We start from the raw sequence: 15,160 nt of genomic DNA, 5'->3' as shown, positions 1-15,160 counted from the left end.
CGCTACTACGTCCACGACGCATAATGCAGATGGGCGGGCACCGCGAAAGCCGGTGCCCGCCGCCCCAACGCGACGACCCCGTTGTCGCCATGCGCGCTGGCCGCGTCCTGCCATCAAGAGGTGATCCATGCATTTCCTGCGTATCCTGAACCGCAACGCTGAACGGTGGGCCCTTCTGGTCTTTTACGTGATGCTTGTGTTGACAATGGCGGTCGAGGTTCTGCGCCGCGAGCTGTTTTCCTATTCGTCGATCTGGGGCGAAGAAATCGTGCGCTATTCCTTTATCTATCTGGCGTGGATCGGGGCCGCTGTCGCCGTCAAGGAGCGCGCCCATATCCGGATCGATGTGCTGATGCATTACCTTGGACCACGGCCCAAGGCGCTGCTTTATATCTTTGGCGATCTGGTGATGTTCCTCGTTGCTGTCATCGCGCTTTACTGGTCGTTTGAGACCGTCCATGTCTCGGCCAAATTCGGCTCTGTCACGGATGGCCTGCGCGTCTCGAAGGTCTGGTTTCTGATGGCGGTGCCGATTGGTTTTGCCCTGATGATCCTGCGACTGATCCAATCCTTCCTGCGTGATCTGCGCAGCCTTCGCGACGGCACACCCGTCTACGAAGGCGACAAGCTGTTTGATTGAGGGGATAATCAATGCTTTTCAACACTCTCAGTCAGACCGTTGAACTCGGTTGGGATTTTTACCTGCCTGTTCTCATGTTTGTGGGCCTGATCGCGCTGGCCGTACCGGTCTGGGCGGCGATTGGCGCCGCTGCCATCACCATGCTGCAAATGTCGGGCGACATGCCGCTTAGCGCAGTTGGCGAAAGCCTCTTTTCCGGCATTGATGCCTTTGCCCTGACCGCCGTGCCGCTTTTCATTCTGACCGGCGACGTTCTGGTGCGCACGGGGCTGTCGCGCAAATTCCTTGATGTGGCCGAGGCGCTGACCCGCTTTGCCAAGGGCGGTTTCGGATCGGCCACCGTGCTGGTCTGTGGTATGTGTGCCGCGATCTCCGGGTCTGATGCGGCGGGTGCCGCCGCCGTCGGGCGGATGACGATCGACCGGCTGGTGGAATCGGGTTATCCCCGCCCCTATGCCTGTGCGCTTGTCGCGGCCGGGGCTTGTACCGGCATCCTGATCCCGCCATCCATTGCCTATATCATCATCGGTCTGGTGCTTGGCATATCGGCCTCCACCCTGTTTCTGGCGGCGCTGATCCCCGGACTTGCGATCCTGTGTTCGATCCTGATCACCAATGTGGTCGTCAACCGGATTTATGGCTATGAGGGCGGCGGGAACGTCACCATGGCCGAATATTTCGCCAACCTCTTGGCGTCGCTGAAATCCGGCTGGTATGCGTTCATCGTGCCCGGCATCATCTTTTACGGCATCTTTTCGGGGCGTCTGACCCCGACCGAGGCAGGCGCGACCGCCGTGGTGGTCACGATCATCATGGGCTTTATCCTCAAAACCCTGAAGCTGAGCGATTTTCCCGCCATGTTGCTAAGTTCGGCAAAGGTCAACGGGATCATCCTGCCGATCATCGCCTTTTCCGCCCCCTTGGCAGAGGCATTGGCCATCATGGGTGTGCCGCAGGGGTTCGTGACCTCGGTCACGTCGCTGACCAATGAACCATGGTTGTTGATCCTGATGATGATCGGCATCCTGATCGCGGCGGGCTGCGTAATGGAAACGACGCCCAATATCGTGATCCTTGCACCGATCCTGAAACCGCTGGCCGACAATATCGGGATGAACGAAATTCAGTTCTGCATCATGATGATCACCGCACTGGGTGTCGGGTTCATCACGCCACCGCTGGGGCTGAACCTGTTCGTGGTGTCGGGCATCACCGGCGAATCCATCCTCAAGATCGCGGCACGCGCCGTGCCCTTCGTCTTTTTCATGCTGATCGTCGTGCTGATGATCGCGTATATCCCGGCCCTTTCAACCACATTGCTGCCAGACATCTACAAGTAGGACCAAAACCAATGGCAAGAGAATACCTCAAGAAGGCAACCCTGACCGCGACCTCGGACGCATCTGACGTGCGGGATATCGTCAACAAGATCCTCTCTGATATCGAGGCCGGCGGTGACGACGCCGCCCGCGAATACGCAGCGAAATTCGACAAATACAATGGCAACATCATCCTGACTGCCGAAGAAATCGCTGCCGCCTCCGATCTGGTGCCTGACAAACTCAAGGCGGATATCCAGTTTGCCCAGGACAACGTGCGCCGCTTTGCCGAAGCGCAGAAATCGACGCTGACCGATGTGGAACTGGAAATCGTGCCCGGTCTGATCGCCGGCCAAAAGGCGATCCCGGTGGATGCCGCAGGATGTTATGCCCCCGGCGGGCGCTATAGCCACGTGGCAAGCGCCATCATGACCGTGACCACCGCCAAGGTCGCGGGCTGCAATCACATCATGGCCGCATCCCCGCCCCGTCCCGGCGTCGGGATCAACCCGGCCATCGTCTATGCCGCCCATATCAGCGGCGCGGACACGATCCTTGCGATGGGCGGGGTGCAGGCGATTGCGGCAATGACATTCGGCCTGTTCGGCCTGCCCAAGGCCAACATCCTTGTCGGCCCCGGTAACCAGTTTGTGGCCGAAGCGAAACGCACGCTTTTCGGGCGCGTGGGCATCGATATGATCGCCGGCCCGACCGACAGTCTGGTTCTGGCCGACAAGACCGCAGATCCGTTCATCGTGGCCACCGATCTGGTCAGCCAGGCCGAACACGGCTACAACTCGCCCGTCTGGCTGGTCACCGATGATCGCGCGCTGGCCGAAAAGGTAATGGATCTGGTCCCCGGCCTGATTGCCGATCTGCCGCCGGTCAACAGCGAAAACGCCGCCGCCGCATGGCGCGATTATGCCGAAGTGATTGTCTGCGCCGACCGCGAGGACATGGCCGCCTGTTCTGACGATTACGCCCCCGAACACCTGACCGTGCAGGCCGAAGACCTTGATTGGTGGCTGAACCGGCTGTCTTGCTACGGTTCGCTGTTTCTGGGCGAGGAAACGACCGTATCCTATGGTGACAAGGCCAGCGGCACCAACCACGTGCTGCCCACATCGGGGGCTGCATCCTATACCGGTGGCCTGTCGGTTCATAAATACATGAAAATTGTGACGTGGCAGCGCGCCACCCGCGAAGGATCCAAGCGTGTGGGTCAGGCGACGGCCCGGATTTCAAGGTTGGAAGGTATGGAAGGCCACGCGCGCGCCGCCGATGTGCGCCTTGCCAAATACTTTCCCGGCGAAAACTTTGACCTCAGCGCCGATGGCTGATCCGCGCACCCTGTTTGACCTGACGGGCCGTGTCGCCTGCGTGACCGGGGCCTCTGCGGGGCTTGGTCAGCGGGCGGCCATCGTGCTGGCTGCTGCCGGTGCAAAGGTCGTGGGCGTTGCCCGCCGGGCCGAAGCATTGGCCGATTGGGCCGATGCCACGGGTGCAGATGCCGCCACCGTCGCCGCCGATCTGTCGCAACGCGACCAGATCGCTGACATCGCACAGGCCGTCGCCGCCCCCTTTGGCGCGCCGGATATCATCGTGCATGCGGCGGGCATCAATACGCGGCAAGCGGCGGATGACGTCACCCCCGATGGCTGGGACATCACGATGAACCTTAACCTTGCCGCACCGTTTTTTCTGTCACAGGCACTGGTGCCTGCGATGAAGGCCAAGGGCTGGGGCCGGATCGTGAACTTTGCCTCGCTCCAGACGACGCGGGCGTTTCCCGGCGGCATCGCCTATGGCACGTCCAAGGCCGGCATTGGCCAGCTGACCCGCGCTATGGCCGAGGCATGGTCGCGCGACGGCATCACCGCCAACGCCATCGGGCCGGGGTTTTTCCCCACCGAACTGACCAATGCGGTGTTTTCCGACCCCGACCGCGCCGCGCGCAACGCCGCACAGACATGCATCGGGCGCAACGGTGATCTGTCTGACATCGACGGGCCGATGCTTTTTCTATGTTCCAAGGCTTCGGCCTATGTCACGGGCCAGGTTCTGATGGTTGACGGGGGGTTTACCGCGAAATGAAGGCACTCATTTATGACGGCCCCGAACAGCTTGGCTTTCGCGATGCGCCAGACCCGGTGGCAGGCCCCGGTGAACACTTGATCCGCATCGAGGCGGTGGGCATCTGCGGGTCGGACATGCATGCCTACCTGGGCCATGACGAACGGCGCCCTGCCCCGCTGATCCTGGGGCATGAGGCGGCGGGCGTGATCGTCGGCGGGGACCGTGCAGGCGAACGTGTCACGCTGAACCCGCTGGTCACCTGCGGCGCTTGCACTGCCTGCACATCGGGGCGCGACAATCTGTGCCCCGACCGCATGATCATTTCCATGCCGCCACGCGAAGGTGCATTCGCGCAATATGTGACAATGCGCGCCGAAAACCTCGTGACAATTCCCGATAACGTCAGCTTTGCCAAAGCATCGCTGGCCGAGCCGATCGGTTGTGGCTGGCACACGGTGCGGCTGGCGCGACAGGCCCTTGGCCGCGACGGCACCGCATTGGTGATCGGCGGCGGGGCGATCGGGCTGGGCGCGGCACTGTCGCTGACCGCCCAAGGGATCACGGATGTCACTGTGCTGGAACCCAACCCGCTGCGCCGGGCCTATCTGGTGGATCATTGCGGACAAAACGCCATCTCGCCCGACGATCTGCGCGAAACCGCCCTGTTCGATATCGTCATCGACGGGGTCGGCTATGCCGCGACGCGCGCCACGGCCTCTGCCCATGCGCGCCCCGGCGGCGTGATCGGTCACATCGGCCTGGGCGAGGCGAAAGGCGGGCTTGATATCCGGCGGATGACCTTGCAGGAAATCACCTTTATCGGCACTTATACCTACACCGCACAGGATTTCCGCGACACCGCCGCGGCGATTTTTGACGGCCGCCTTGGCCCGCTGGACTGGACCGAAGCCCGCCCACTGGGCGATGGGGCTGCCGCCTTTGACGATATCCGTGCAGGCCGTAGCGCCGCCCCGAAAATCATTCTCGAACCCCAGTCATGACACCGCAGGAGACCTCTCATGTATAAGAATATCCTAGTTCCAATGGCACTTGACCACGGCATCGGTATCAGCGCCCTGGATGTGGCGCGCACATTGCTGTCCGAAGGTGGCAGGATTACCGCCCTGCATATTCATGAAGCCCCCGAAGGATCCGTGCGCGCCTATCTGGACGAAGCCGACGTGCAAGCCGCATTTGCCAAATCCAGGGCGCGGATGGAGGACCGTGTCAGGGATATGCCCGATGTCGATGCCGCAACCATCCAGGGCCACAGCGGCCGATCCATCATTGATTACGCCACCAGCAACGGGATCGACTGTATCGTTCTGGGCTCGCACAAACCGGGCCTGCGGGATTACCTGCTGGGGTCCACCGCCGCCCGCGTCGTGCGACATGCGCCCTGTGCGGTGCATGTGCTGCGCACAACACCCTGACAATCGTCACGCTCAACGTGCCTGAAAGGCGCAAAACAGGAGACTTTACAAAGTGAGCATATCCAGGAAAATCGTCGATGACTTCGTCGCCAATGACGTGTCGTTCATCACGACGGTCCCGTGCAAACAACTGGCCGGGGTGATCGACGAAGTCGAAGCCCGACCCGAAATTTTTCATATCCCCGCCAACAAGGAAGACGAAGGCATGGGCCTGTGCGCCGGGGCCTTCATGGGGGGCAAGCGGCCCGCGATCATCATGCAGAACACCGCCATCGGGGTCACGATCAATACGCTGGCCACACTGACCCAGTTCTACCGTATGCCCCTGCCCATGCTGATCAGCTACCGTGGTGAATTGCGCGAACCCGTCGCCTGTCAGGTCGAAATGGCCGTGCATACCAAGGCGCTGCTGGCGCAGATGCATATCCCAACCTATCACTTCCACCGCGAAAGCGATGCGGACGAGCTGGACGCGATCCTGAAATACACCTTCATGTGCAACAAACCTGTGGCGATCCTGACGGATGCGTCCTTCTGGGGAGGCTACGGCGACCAATGATCCGTTCTGAAATCCTGCGCGAGATCGCGCCCATTCTTCGTGACCAACTGGTTGTCTGCAACATCGGCCTGCCCAGTCAGGAACTGCATATGATCGACGACCAGCCAACGAATTTCTACATGCTGGGCACCATGGGGCTGTCATCATCCATCGGGCTGGGGCTTGCGCTGGCGCAGCCCAAGACCGTCATTGCCATCGACGGTGACGGATCGGTGCTGACCAACCTTGGCACTTTGCCGACGATCGCCAACAACGTGGCCGACAACTATATCCTGCTGATCATCGACAATGGCAGCTATGGGTCCACCGGCGACCAGCCCACCTATGCGGGCAAGAAAACCAAGCTCGAAGCCGTGGCCGCTGCCTGCGGGTGCGAAAACGTCGTGACCTGTCAGGCCCAAGACACCGGCAAGGTCTTGCAGGCGGCCATCGACAGCAAGAAAATGACCGTGATCGTATCGAAATGCGAAAGCGGCAACATCAAGTTGCCCGTCATCACGATGGACCCCGTGGTCATCCGCGACAGGTTCATGAAAGCGGTCGCCAGCTAGAATGGCGTCCGGCATTCATTCCAGCGCGGATGCCCGCAGGATCGCGCGCAGGCGTCTGCCTTGGATGGTGTTCGACTATATCGACGGTGCCGCTGGCGCCGAAACAGGGGCCGCGCGCAACCGCGCGGCCTTTGACGCGCTGGAATTCCGGCCGCGCATTCTACGCGATGTCAGCCAGCGGTCATTGGCATCTTCCCTGTTCAGTCAACCCACTGGTGCCCCCTTCGGTATCAGCCCCATGGGCATGTGCAACCTGTCCGGCGTCGGGGCCGACCTGATGCTGGCCCGGTTGGCTGCGCGCGAAAAGGTGCCGCTCGGGGTATCGACGGTGGCATCGACAGCAATGGAACCGTTGATCGAAACCGCCGAAGGGCACGCCTGGTTCCAGCTTTACTTCAGCGGCGACGGCACCGGCACGTTCAAACTGGTCGAACGGGCCAAGGCCGCCGGGTATCAGACTATTGTCTTGACGGTGGACGTGCCAGAGGTCGGACGCCGCCCCCGCGAATTGCGTCATGGTTTCACCATGCCATTCAAGATCGGGCCGAAACAGTTCATCGACTTTGCCCTGCATCCACGTTGGTCACTGGCCGCACTGTTCAAAGGCCGCCCGCAAATGGCGAATTTCGATATGGAAGGTTTCGATTTTGACCGCACCGAAAGCCGCGCCAGGGCCGATTTCGACACGCTGAAACGGCTGCGCGATATGTGGCCGGGCAAACTGGTCGTCAAAGGCGTGCTGAGCACCGAAGACGCGCTGCTGCTGCGCGACGCGGGTGTCGATGCCATTCAGGTGTCCAGCCACGGTGCAAGGCAGCTGGAAAGCGCCCCAGCCCCGATTGCCATGCTTGCGGAAATTCGAGCAGCACTTGGCCCTGATTTTCCGCTGTTCTTTGACAGTGGGCTGCGGTCGGGCGAAGATATCGTAAAGGCCTACGCGCAAGGGGCCGGTTTCACCTTTCTGGGCCGCATCCTGCAATTCGCCATCGCGGCAGAGGGCGAAGAAGGGCTGCAAAAGCTGTGGCAGGTCTTGCGCGACGAAGTCAGCATCACACTGGCCCAGATCGGCGCAAGGGAGTTGTCACCGCATGCCTTGGCCGACGTCTTGCGAAAGACCGGGCAACACAATTAGCGCACACGGGTGTGCCATTCTTGAAAGGTGGTGCTTGTTCAGAAGGATATCGGTAGTGGCAACGATCGGCAGCGTCAGGCGTGCGCATTTGAACGCGGGGTCGTCGATCAAGCATATCTGTCGGGACATGCGGGCATCACCAAAGGCAGAGCGCAATAAAAAACCGCCCGCACCACAGGTGCAGACGGTTCTGTTTGACTCGGATTTTCCCGCAGTTCGGGGTTGAACCTGACTTACCCGACCAGTTCGAGACCGGAAAAGAAGAATGCGATTTCCTCGGCAGCGGTTTCAGGTGCATCCGATCCGTGAACCGAATTTTCGCCGATCGACAGTGCAAATTCCTTGCGGATCGTGCCGGCTGCGGCGTCTGCGGGGTTGGTGGCGCCCATGACTTCACGGTTCTTTGCAATCGCGTCTTCGCCTTCCAGAACCTGCACAACGATCGGTTCGGAAATCATGAATTCGCACAGTTCACCAAAGAACGGGCGTTCCTTGTGCACACCGTAAAACTGCTGCGCCTGCGCCAGCGTCAACTGAATCCGCTTGGAGGCGACGACGCGCAGGCCGGCCTCTTCGAATTTGGCGATGATTGCGCCGGTCAGGTTGCGCTTGGTCGCGTCTGGTTTGATGATCGAGAAAGTGCGCTGAATAGCCATGTAAGCCTCTTGTCTGCTGCGGGAAAAGCCCCGGGTAAATGATGGCTGCGCCCTACCACGCAGCCCCGCCCATGAAAAGCCGCGAATTGCCCATGCCTGCGACACGGGCTAGCGTGCATCGATGTGGCACCTTCTTGTTCATCCCGTTTTCGGCAGGCTGTTTGCCGCGCAGGTTGTCGCACTGACCGGCACGGGGCTGTTGACGGTTGCACTTGGCCTGCTGGCCTATGATCTGGCAGGGCAAGCCGCAGGATCGGTGCTGGGCACGGCCTATGCGATCAAAATGGTGGCCTATGTCGGCCTGTCGCCGGTTGCCGGTGCACTGGTCGCGCATTTGCCGCGCAAACCGGTCCTGATCGGGGCCGATCTGATCCGTGGCGGCGTTGCCCTGTCACTGCCGTTCATCACGGATATCTGGCAGATCTATCTGGCGATTTTTGTGCTGCAAACCGCATCGGCGATTTTCACCCCAACGTTCCAAGCCACCATCCCCGATGTGTTGCCGGACGAGGATGACTACACCAACGCCCTGTCGCTGTCGCGGCTGGCCTATGATCTGGAAAACCTGATAAGCCCTGCGCTGGCCGGTCTGCTGCTGTTGTTCATCAGCTATCACGGCCTGTTTGGCGGCACGGTGCTGGGGTTCATCGGCTCGGCGCTTTTGATTGGTGCCACCACCCTGCCCCGACGCCCCCCCGGCAAGACCCGCCCGTTTCGCGACCGGCTGACGCGCGGCATGGTGATCTATCTGGCCACACCCCGGTTGCGCGGGCTACTGGCGCTGACCCTGACAGCGGCGGCGGCCGGTGCCTTTGTGATCGTCAATACAGTGGTCGTTGTGCGCACACGCCTTGGTGGCAGCGAAGGCGACGTGGCCCTGGCACTTGCCGCCTTTGGCCTTGGGTCCATGCTGGCGGCCCTGGCGCTGCCGCGCCTGCTGCACCGCACCGGGGACCGGCCCGTGATGATGGGCGGCGCGCTGCTGCTGACAGGACTGATGGGCGCGCAGGCGTTCGTCACCCCGAACTGGTCGATGCTCCTGTTTCTCTGGGCGCTGACCGGCCTTGGATACGGCACGACGCTTACCCCGCAAGGCCGGCTTTTGCGGCGTTCCGCCCACAGCGCCGACCGTCCTGCGGTCTTTACCGCACAATTCGCGTTATCGCACAGCTGCTGGCTGCTCACATATCCGCTGGCGGGACAGGCGATGACCCTGTTCGGGGCCCAGGCCACCCTGGGTATCCTGGCCCTGCTTGGCGGTGTCGGGGTCATTGCGGCGTGGCGGTTATGGCCTTTGGGCGATCCCGTCATTGTCCCACATGCGCATCCCGATCTGCCGCGCGATCATCCGCATCTGCAGAGCGGGCAAAAACAGCACGCTCATGCCCTGATTATCGACGATGAACATCACCATTGGCCCACCAATGGCTAAGGCCGATTGACGGCACCCGCCACATCAGGCAAAGCGCGACCATGCTCAAAATCTCAGACATCACATATTCCGTCGAAGGCCGCACACTGGTCGAACACGCCACCGTCACCATCCCTACCGGCCACAAGGTCGGGCTAGTGGGGCGCAACGGGTCGGGCAAGACCACGCTGTTTCGGATTATCCGCGGCGAAATGGTGCTCGACACCGGCACCGTCAGCATCCCGCGCGGCTGGAAAATCGGCGGCGTCAGCCAAGAGGTGCCCGGCAACGAGGTATCGCTGATCGACACCGTCCTGCGCGCCGATACCGAACGCGAGGCGCTGCTGGCCGAAGCCGACACCGCCACCGATCCCGCCCGCATCGCCGAGGTGCAGACCCGTCTGGCCGATATCGACGCCTGGTCAGCCGAGGCACGCGCCGCGACGATCCTCAGGGGGCTTGGCTTTACCCATGACGAACAAAAAATGCCCTGTTCGGCCTTTTCGGGCGGCTGGCGGATGCGCGTGGCGCTTGCTGCCGTGCTGTTTTCCGAACCTGACCTGTTGTTGCTGGACGAACCGACCAACTATCTTGACCTTGAAGGTGCGCTGTGGCTCGAGGCATATCTGGTCAAATACCCCCATACCGTGCTGATCGTCAGCCACGACCGCGAACTCTTGAACCGGTCCGTCGGCGGCATCCTGCATCTGGAAGACAAGGGGCTGATCTACTACACCGGCACCTATGACATGTTTGCCAAGCAGCGCGCGGCGAACCGAGCGGTGATTGCGGCAGCGGCCAAGAAACAGGATGCGCAGCGCGCCCACTTGCAGGCCTTTGTGGACCGGTTCAAGGCCAAGGCTTCCAAGGCCAAACAGGCGCAATCGCGCGTCAAGGCGCTGGAAAAAATGGAAACCATCCGCGCGCCCGAAGACGCCGCACGCACCGTGTTCACCTTTCCCGAACCCGAGGAACTGTCGCCCCCCATCATCGCCACCGAAGGTGCCGCAGTAGGCTATGGCAACCATATTGTGCTACACGACCTGAACCTGCGCATCGACCAGGACGACCGGATCGCACTGCTGGGCCGCAACGGCGAGGGCAAATCGACCCTGTCGAAAATGCTGTCTGACCGGCTGCCCATTGCACGCGGCAAGATGGTGACATCGAACAAGCTGCGTATCGGTTTTTTCGCGCAGCATCAGGTGGATGAATTGCGGATCGAGGAAACCCCGCTCGATCACCTGTTCCGCGAACGCCCCAACGAAGGGCAGGCGCGCCTGCGCGCGCGTCTGGCCGGTTTCGGGCTGGGCGCTGATCAGGCCGACACCGCCGTCGGGCGGCTATCAGGCGGGCAAAAGGCGCGTCTGTCGCTGCTGCTGGCCACCCTGCCCGCGCCGCACCTGCTGATCCTGGATGAGCCGACCAACCACCTTGATATCGAAAGCCGCGAAGCCCTGGTCGAGGCGCTGACCGCGTATTCGGGTGCTGTGATCCTTGTCAGCCATGACATGCACCTGTTGTCGATGGTCGCCGACCGTCTGTGGCTGGTCAAGGACGGCCACGTCACCCCGTATGACGACGATCTGCAAGCCTATCGCAAGATGCTTCTGACCCCTGACAAGCCGGCGGACAAGGAAAAGCCAAAACCTGCAACCGCCCCCAAGCCCACGCGCGAGGCGCTGCAAACGCTGCGCGCCGATGTGCGCAAAAACGAAGAGCGCGTCAAGAAAATCAATGACATGCGCGACAAACTTGCCAAGAAACTTGCCGACCCAGCGCTTTACGAGGACGGCAAGGCGGGCGAGCTTGCGACCTGGAACAAGAAATATGCAGAAGTCATGGACGGGTTGGAACGGGCCGAAGCGATGTGGATGGCCGCCCTTGAAAAACTCGAAAAGGCCCAAAAAGCCTGATATCGATCTTGACTAAAAAAACGCCCGCCAAGGCTGCAAGTTTCTAGAAATCTGATCCCATCCCTGTCAGACAGGACACCATGACCGAACTTCCCGCCCTGATTGCCGCCTTTACCACGATGTTCATCATCATGGACCCGCCCGGGCTGGCCCCTGTGTTTATCGCGCTGACCCAGGGAATGACAGCCGCGCAACGCCGCATCATCGCGATCCGCGCCTGCGTTGTCTCTGCCGCGCTGATGCTGTTGTTCCTGTTTCTGGGCGAGGCGGTGCTGGGCTTTATCGGCATTTCAATGGATGCGTTCCGGATCGCGGGCGGGGTTCTGCTGTTCCTGACGGCATTGGATATGTTGTTTCAGAAACGGCAGGCCCGGCGCGAGGAAAATGCCGCCGAAGGTCAGGCCGAACATCATGACGACCCGTCGGTCTTTCCCCTGGCCCTGCCGCTGATCGTGGGTCCGGGTGCTATCACCACGATCATTCTGCTGGCCGGTCAGGCAGATCATGCGGCCGATTTCGCGGCCATCGCCGGGGTGTTGCTGGCTGTCTTGCTGATTACATTGCTGGCCTTTCTTGCCGCGCCCGCGATCGAACGGGCCTTGGGCAAAACAGGTTTGAATATCGTCACGCGGGTATTGGGCATGTTGCTCGCCGCATTGGCCGTGCAATTCATCCTTGATGGCCTGCGCGGTTTTGGTATCGGCGGTTAAGCCCTATATACCCGTCATGAGCACCGACCAGATCATGCAGCTTGTCTACCTTGGCCTTCTTGGCACGGCGATTGCCGGGGCCTTTTTCGTGGCCAACCGCGATAATCTGGGCAAGACGTTGCAACAAGGCGCAATCTGGGTGCTGATCTTTATTGGCGTCATCGGCGCCTATGGTTTGTGGGAGGACATCAGCCGCGATGTCACCAATCGGCAGGCGATCATTACGGACAGCCAGATCGCAGTGCCGCGCAGTGCGAACGGGCATTATCACCTGACCCTGAACATCAACGACCAGCCCGTGCGTTTCATCGTTGATACCGGCGCATCGCAGGTGGTACTGTCGCAAGCCGATGCACAGCGCGTCGGGATCGACCCGGCCAGCCTGCAATTTTTCGGTACGGCCAGCACGGCAAACGGTTTGGTGCGCACAGCGCCGGTAACGCTGGGCAGGGTCGCGCTGGGGCCCATCATCGACACGCAGGTGCCTGCGGTGGTCAACGGGGGCCAGATGGATGCATCCCTGCTCGGAATGGATTATCTGGGCCGGTTCGGCCGGATCGAGATTGCGAATGACCAATTGGTGCTGTCGCGATGATCCGGGCTGCGCTGACCTTTTTGCTGCTTGCAGCCTGCGCCGCACCGGCGCCACAGCTGCCGCAGGGATTTGACCCGAGTTTCGACGATTTCGGCGCTGAACCCTAGGTCGCGGGTCTGCGTGCCCTACCCTTTTTCAGTCTTTTTCACCCAGCGCCTATCCTGTTGCGCCCAATATTGCGCCGCACAGCCCGCATCGGTCAGCGCCCTCCATTGGCCGCGTGCGCGATCGACTGCGGCCGCATCATGCCCGTCAAACAGGATACAGGTCCGTTCCAACGTGCCAACCTCTTCAGGGCTGACATCGGCGCCGCCCACGCTCATCACGCAGGCAAACCCCGTGGCTGCTACATTGCCCAGCAGCACCGGTTGATCGGCGTCATGCGCGCCCCCCGCCATGCCGTGTGGCAAAAACCCATCCTCTGGGCCCTGCCATAATATTTCGTCCAGCCGCGTCAGCGAACCGGCATCAGGCGCACGCACCAACACCCGCCAACCCGCACTGCGCGCTTTGCCGATCAGCATCGGCAAGGTGCCCTCCAGCGGGCTGTCAGTCAGGTGATAGAAAAATACAGCCCCCATATCAGGTCTCGTATTTATCCGCGATCAGCCGGTTCAGCGCCATGACACCCCAGCCGGTGGCCCCGGCAGGCGCAAGTGCGGTTTCCTTTTTCATGCTGGCGACACCGGCAATATCCAGATGGCACCATGGCACATCATCCTTGACGAAGCGTTGCAGGAACTGCGCCGCCGTGATCGCCCCGGCAAACCGACCGCCCACATTTTTCATATCCGCGATGCGTGATTTCAGCAATTCATCATAGGCAGGCCCCATCGGCATCCGCCAGGCGCCTTCGCCCTCGGTACCCGCCGCCTTGATGAACGCACCCGACAAGTCGTCGGAATTGGAAAAGACGCCCGCGTTTTCATGGCCCAGTGCCACCAGCATCGCACCCGTCAGCGTGGCAAGATTTATCATGGCCTTTGGTTTGAACCGCTCTTGCGTATACCAAAGCACATCGGCCAGCACCATGCGCCCTTCGGCGTCGGTGTTGATCACCTCGATCGTGTCACCTTTCATGGACCGGATCACATCGCCGGGGCGGGTGGCACTGCCCGAGGGCATGTTTTCAACGATCCCCACGACGCCCACGACATTGGCGCGGGCCTTGCGCAGCGCGACCGTGCGCATGACGCCCGCCACGACGCCGGCACCGCCCATGTCCATGGTCATGTCTTCCATGCCGCCTGCGGGCTTGATGCTGATCCCGCCCGTATCGAACACGACACCCTTGCCCACCAGCGCAAAGGGGGCCTCGTCGCCGCCACCGTTCCATGACATGACCACCACCTTGGAAGGGCTGATCGACCCTTGGCCGACAGCCAGCAGCGTGCGCATCCCCAGTTTGGTCAGCTCTTCTTCCTCGAGGATTTCCACATCGAGCCCCAGTTCCTGCATCGCGGCCAGACGGGCCGCGAAATCATGGGTGGTCAGGATGTTGGCGGGTTCATTGGTCAGATCGCGGGTAAAGAACACGCCTTCGGCAATTGCGGCCATGGGGGCTGCGCGTTTTGCCAAGGCTTCGGGGTTGGCCGCCATGAAAGTGACGTCCCCCGCCGGTTTCTTTTCACCTGTCTTATGCGCATCGAACGTATAGGCCCGCAGCGCCAGCCCCAATGCGATTTCATCGGCATGGGCGATGCTGCCTGCGCAGATCAACAGATCACTGCCGTTTTGCGCCTTGGCCAGTTGCGCGCCGGCCTTGCGGGCATCCTGCACCGACGGGCGGCGCCCCAGCTTGACCACAAGCACTGCCTGTGCCGCCAATCCGGCCGGCCAGGCCAGTGCCGTCAGATCGCCCATTGCCATCTTTTCAAAGGCATCGCTTTGCACAAAACGGCTCAGCACCTTGCGGGTCAACGTGTTCACCTTGCGCGCGCCCGCATCCAGTTTGCCGTCGGGGCCGATGAAAACCGCCACCTTTCCCGTCGCGGTGGCCACTGCGTCAAGATCGACCTCTTTGAACTGGATTTCTGCGGGGGTGGTCATGGTGGCTCCTTCATGTGAACGGTTCGTTGCGCAATTGGTAGCCCGCCACCGGCACAATGACCAGATAGCTGTTCAAACCGCCACGCGGATGGGCTAGTTTGCCGCAACACCGC

General features: G+C 61.3%; 16 protein-coding genes. 13 read left to right on the top strand and 3 right to left on the bottom strand.

The genetic code is table 11. From position 1 onward, the window contains the following. Window positions 1–127 precede the first annotated feature (127 nt). From ACTG4B_RS08670 to ACTG4B_RS08630, 9 genes are read left to right on the top strand one after another with little or no spacing between them, the layout of a single operon-like run. A complete protein-coding gene (locus ACTG4B_RS08670) occupies window positions 128–640 on the top strand; it encodes a TRAP transporter small permease (protein ID WP_439155302.1) in 513 nt (170 codons plus the stop codon). A gap of 11 nt (window positions 641–651) precedes the next feature. Continuing rightward, the gene (locus ACTG4B_RS08665) at window positions 652–1,980 is read left to right on the top strand and encodes a TRAP transporter large permease (protein WP_439155301.1); all 1,329 of its coding nucleotides are present in this window, start codon (window positions 652–654) and stop codon (window positions 1,978–1,980) included. 11 nt (window positions 1,981–1,991) lie between these two features. Next, window positions 1,992–3,299: a histidinol dehydrogenase gene (gene hisD, locus ACTG4B_RS08660; RefSeq protein ID WP_439155300.1), complete on the top strand. Its 1,308-nt coding sequence runs from the start codon at window positions 1,992–1,994 to the stop codon at window positions 3,297–3,299. After that, window positions 3,292–4,053, top strand: a complete 762-nt coding sequence (locus ACTG4B_RS08655) for an SDR family NAD(P)-dependent oxidoreductase (protein WP_439155299.1) — start codon at window positions 3,292–3,294, stop codon at window positions 4,051–4,053. Before hisD ends, ACTG4B_RS08655 begins: the two co-directional genes overlap by 8 nt. Beyond that, entirely contained in the window at window positions 4,050–5,036 is a 987-nt protein-coding gene (locus ACTG4B_RS08650; protein ID WP_439155298.1) for a zinc-dependent alcohol dehydrogenase, read from the top strand. The genes ACTG4B_RS08655 and ACTG4B_RS08650 overlap by 4 nt, the downstream gene beginning before the upstream one ends. Window positions 5,037–5,054: 18 nt before the next feature. Continuing rightward, window positions 5,055–5,468, top strand: a complete 414-nt coding sequence (locus ACTG4B_RS08645) for a universal stress protein (protein ID WP_439155297.1) — start codon at window positions 5,055–5,057, stop codon at window positions 5,466–5,468. Window positions 5,469–5,520: 52 nt separating this feature from the next. Then, the gene (locus ACTG4B_RS08640; protein WP_439155296.1) at window positions 5,521–6,027 is read left to right on the top strand and encodes a sulfopyruvate decarboxylase subunit alpha; all 507 of its coding nucleotides are present in this window, start codon (window positions 5,521–5,523) and stop codon (window positions 6,025–6,027) included. Then, window positions 6,024–6,578 carry a sulfopyruvate decarboxylase subunit beta gene (gene comE / locus ACTG4B_RS08635; RefSeq protein ID WP_439155295.1) on the top strand — a complete coding sequence of 185 codons (555 nt, stop codon included), beginning with the start codon at window positions 6,024–6,026 and terminating at the stop codon, window positions 6,576–6,578. Before ACTG4B_RS08640 ends, comE begins: the two co-directional genes overlap by 4 nt. Before the next feature lies 1 nt (window position 6,579). Then, window positions 6,580–7,710 (top strand): alpha-hydroxy acid oxidase, encoded by a 1,131-nt coding sequence (locus ACTG4B_RS08630; RefSeq protein WP_439155294.1) that lies wholly within the window; start codon window positions 6,580–6,582, stop codon window positions 7,708–7,710. A gap of 233 nt (window positions 7,711–7,943) precedes the next feature. Here the strand turns inward: ACTG4B_RS08630 and ndk are convergent, their stop codons facing one another. Continuing rightward, entirely contained in the window at window positions 7,944–8,366 is a 423-nt protein-coding gene (gene ndk / locus ACTG4B_RS08625) for a nucleoside-diphosphate kinase (RefSeq protein WP_439155293.1), read from the bottom strand. Between the two features lie 121 nt (window positions 8,367–8,487). Between ndk and ACTG4B_RS08620 the strand changes: the two genes are divergently transcribed. From ACTG4B_RS08620 to ACTG4B_RS08605, 4 genes are all read left to right on the top strand, one after another. Further along, window positions 8,488–9,798 carry an MFS transporter gene (locus ACTG4B_RS08620; protein ID WP_439155292.1) on the top strand — a complete coding sequence of 437 codons (1,311 nt, stop codon included), beginning with the start codon at window positions 8,488–8,490 and terminating at the stop codon, window positions 9,796–9,798. A 41-nt stretch (window positions 9,799–9,839) separates the two neighbouring features. After that, entirely contained in the window at window positions 9,840–11,693 is a 1,854-nt protein-coding gene (locus ACTG4B_RS08615; RefSeq protein ID WP_439155291.1) for an ABC-F family ATP-binding cassette domain-containing protein, read from the top strand. Window positions 11,694–11,773: 80 nt separating this feature from the next. Then, window positions 11,774–12,403, top strand: coding sequence for a MarC family protein (locus ACTG4B_RS08610; RefSeq protein ID WP_439155290.1), 630 nt, complete (start codon window positions 11,774–11,776; stop codon window positions 12,401–12,403). A 16-nt stretch (window positions 12,404–12,419) separates the two neighbouring features. Continuing rightward, window positions 12,420–12,998, top strand: a complete 579-nt coding sequence (locus ACTG4B_RS08605; protein WP_439155289.1) for a retropepsin-like aspartic protease family protein — start codon at window positions 12,420–12,422, stop codon at window positions 12,996–12,998. A gap of 125 nt (window positions 12,999–13,123) precedes the next feature. On the opposite strand, the gene ACTG4B_RS08600 is transcribed toward ACTG4B_RS08605, so the two are convergent. Both ACTG4B_RS08600 and ACTG4B_RS08595 read right to left on the bottom strand, forming a co-directional pair. Further along, the gene (locus ACTG4B_RS08600; RefSeq protein WP_439155288.1) at window positions 13,124–13,579 is read right to left on the bottom strand and encodes a DNA polymerase III subunit chi; all 456 of its coding nucleotides are present in this window, start codon (window positions 13,577–13,579) and stop codon (window positions 13,124–13,126) included. A gap of 1 nt (window position 13,580) precedes the next feature. Next, a complete protein-coding gene (locus tag ACTG4B_RS08595) occupies window positions 13,581–15,047 on the bottom strand; it encodes a leucyl aminopeptidase (RefSeq protein ID WP_439155287.1) in 1,467 nt (488 codons plus the stop codon). Window positions 15,048–15,160: the final 113 nt, after the last annotated feature.

Origin of the sequence: Yoonia sp. (genome assembly GCF_965660735.1) — a bacterium.
GTDB lineage: Bacteria > Pseudomonadota > Alphaproteobacteria > Rhodobacterales > Rhodobacteraceae > Yoonia.
This window is presented reverse-complemented; position numbering and strand designations above follow the sequence as displayed.

Excerpts from the sequence above, each read along its gene's own strand:
- ACTG4B_RS08670 (WP_439155302.1), top strand. The coding sequence starts at position 128 with ATGCATTTCCTGCGTATCCTGAACCGCAACGCTGAACGGTGGGCCCTT.
- ACTG4B_RS08665 (WP_439155301.1), top strand. The coding sequence starts at position 652 with ATGCTTTTCAACACTCTCAGTCAGACCGTTGAACTCGGTTGGGATTTT.
- hisD (WP_439155300.1), top strand. The coding sequence starts at position 1,992 with ATGGCAAGAGAATACCTCAAGAAGGCAACCCTGACCGCGACCTCGGAC.
- ACTG4B_RS08655 (WP_439155299.1), top strand. The coding sequence starts at position 3,292 with ATGGCTGATCCGCGCACCCTGTTTGACCTGACGGGCCGTGTCGCCTGC.
- ACTG4B_RS08650 (WP_439155298.1), top strand. The coding sequence starts at position 4,050 with ATGAAGGCACTCATTTATGACGGCCCCGAACAGCTTGGCTTTCGCGAT.
- ACTG4B_RS08645 (WP_439155297.1), top strand. The coding sequence starts at position 5,055 with ATGTATAAGAATATCCTAGTTCCAATGGCACTTGACCACGGCATCGGT.
- comE (WP_439155295.1), top strand. The coding sequence starts at position 6,024 with ATGATCCGTTCTGAAATCCTGCGCGAGATCGCGCCCATTCTTCGTGAC.
- ACTG4B_RS08630 (WP_439155294.1), top strand. The coding sequence starts at position 6,580 with ATGGCGTCCGGCATTCATTCCAGCGCGGATGCCCGCAGGATCGCGCGC.
- ndk (WP_439155293.1), bottom strand. The coding sequence starts at position 8,366 with ATGGCTATTCAGCGCACTTTCTCGATCATCAAACCAGACGCGACCAAG.
- ACTG4B_RS08620 (WP_439155292.1), top strand. The coding sequence starts at position 8,488 with ATGTGGCACCTTCTTGTTCATCCCGTTTTCGGCAGGCTGTTTGCCGCG.
- ACTG4B_RS08615 (WP_439155291.1), top strand. The coding sequence starts at position 9,840 with ATGCTCAAAATCTCAGACATCACATATTCCGTCGAAGGCCGCACACTG.
- ACTG4B_RS08610 (WP_439155290.1), top strand. The coding sequence starts at position 11,774 with ATGACCGAACTTCCCGCCCTGATTGCCGCCTTTACCACGATGTTCATC.
- ACTG4B_RS08605 (WP_439155289.1), top strand. The coding sequence starts at position 12,420 with ATGAGCACCGACCAGATCATGCAGCTTGTCTACCTTGGCCTTCTTGGC.
- ACTG4B_RS08600 (WP_439155288.1), bottom strand. The coding sequence starts at position 13,579 with ATGGGGGCTGTATTTTTCTATCACCTGACTGACAGCCCGCTGGAGGGC.
- ACTG4B_RS08595 (WP_439155287.1), bottom strand. The coding sequence starts at position 15,047 with ATGACCACCCCCGCAGAAATCCAGTTCAAAGAGGTCGATCTTGACGCA.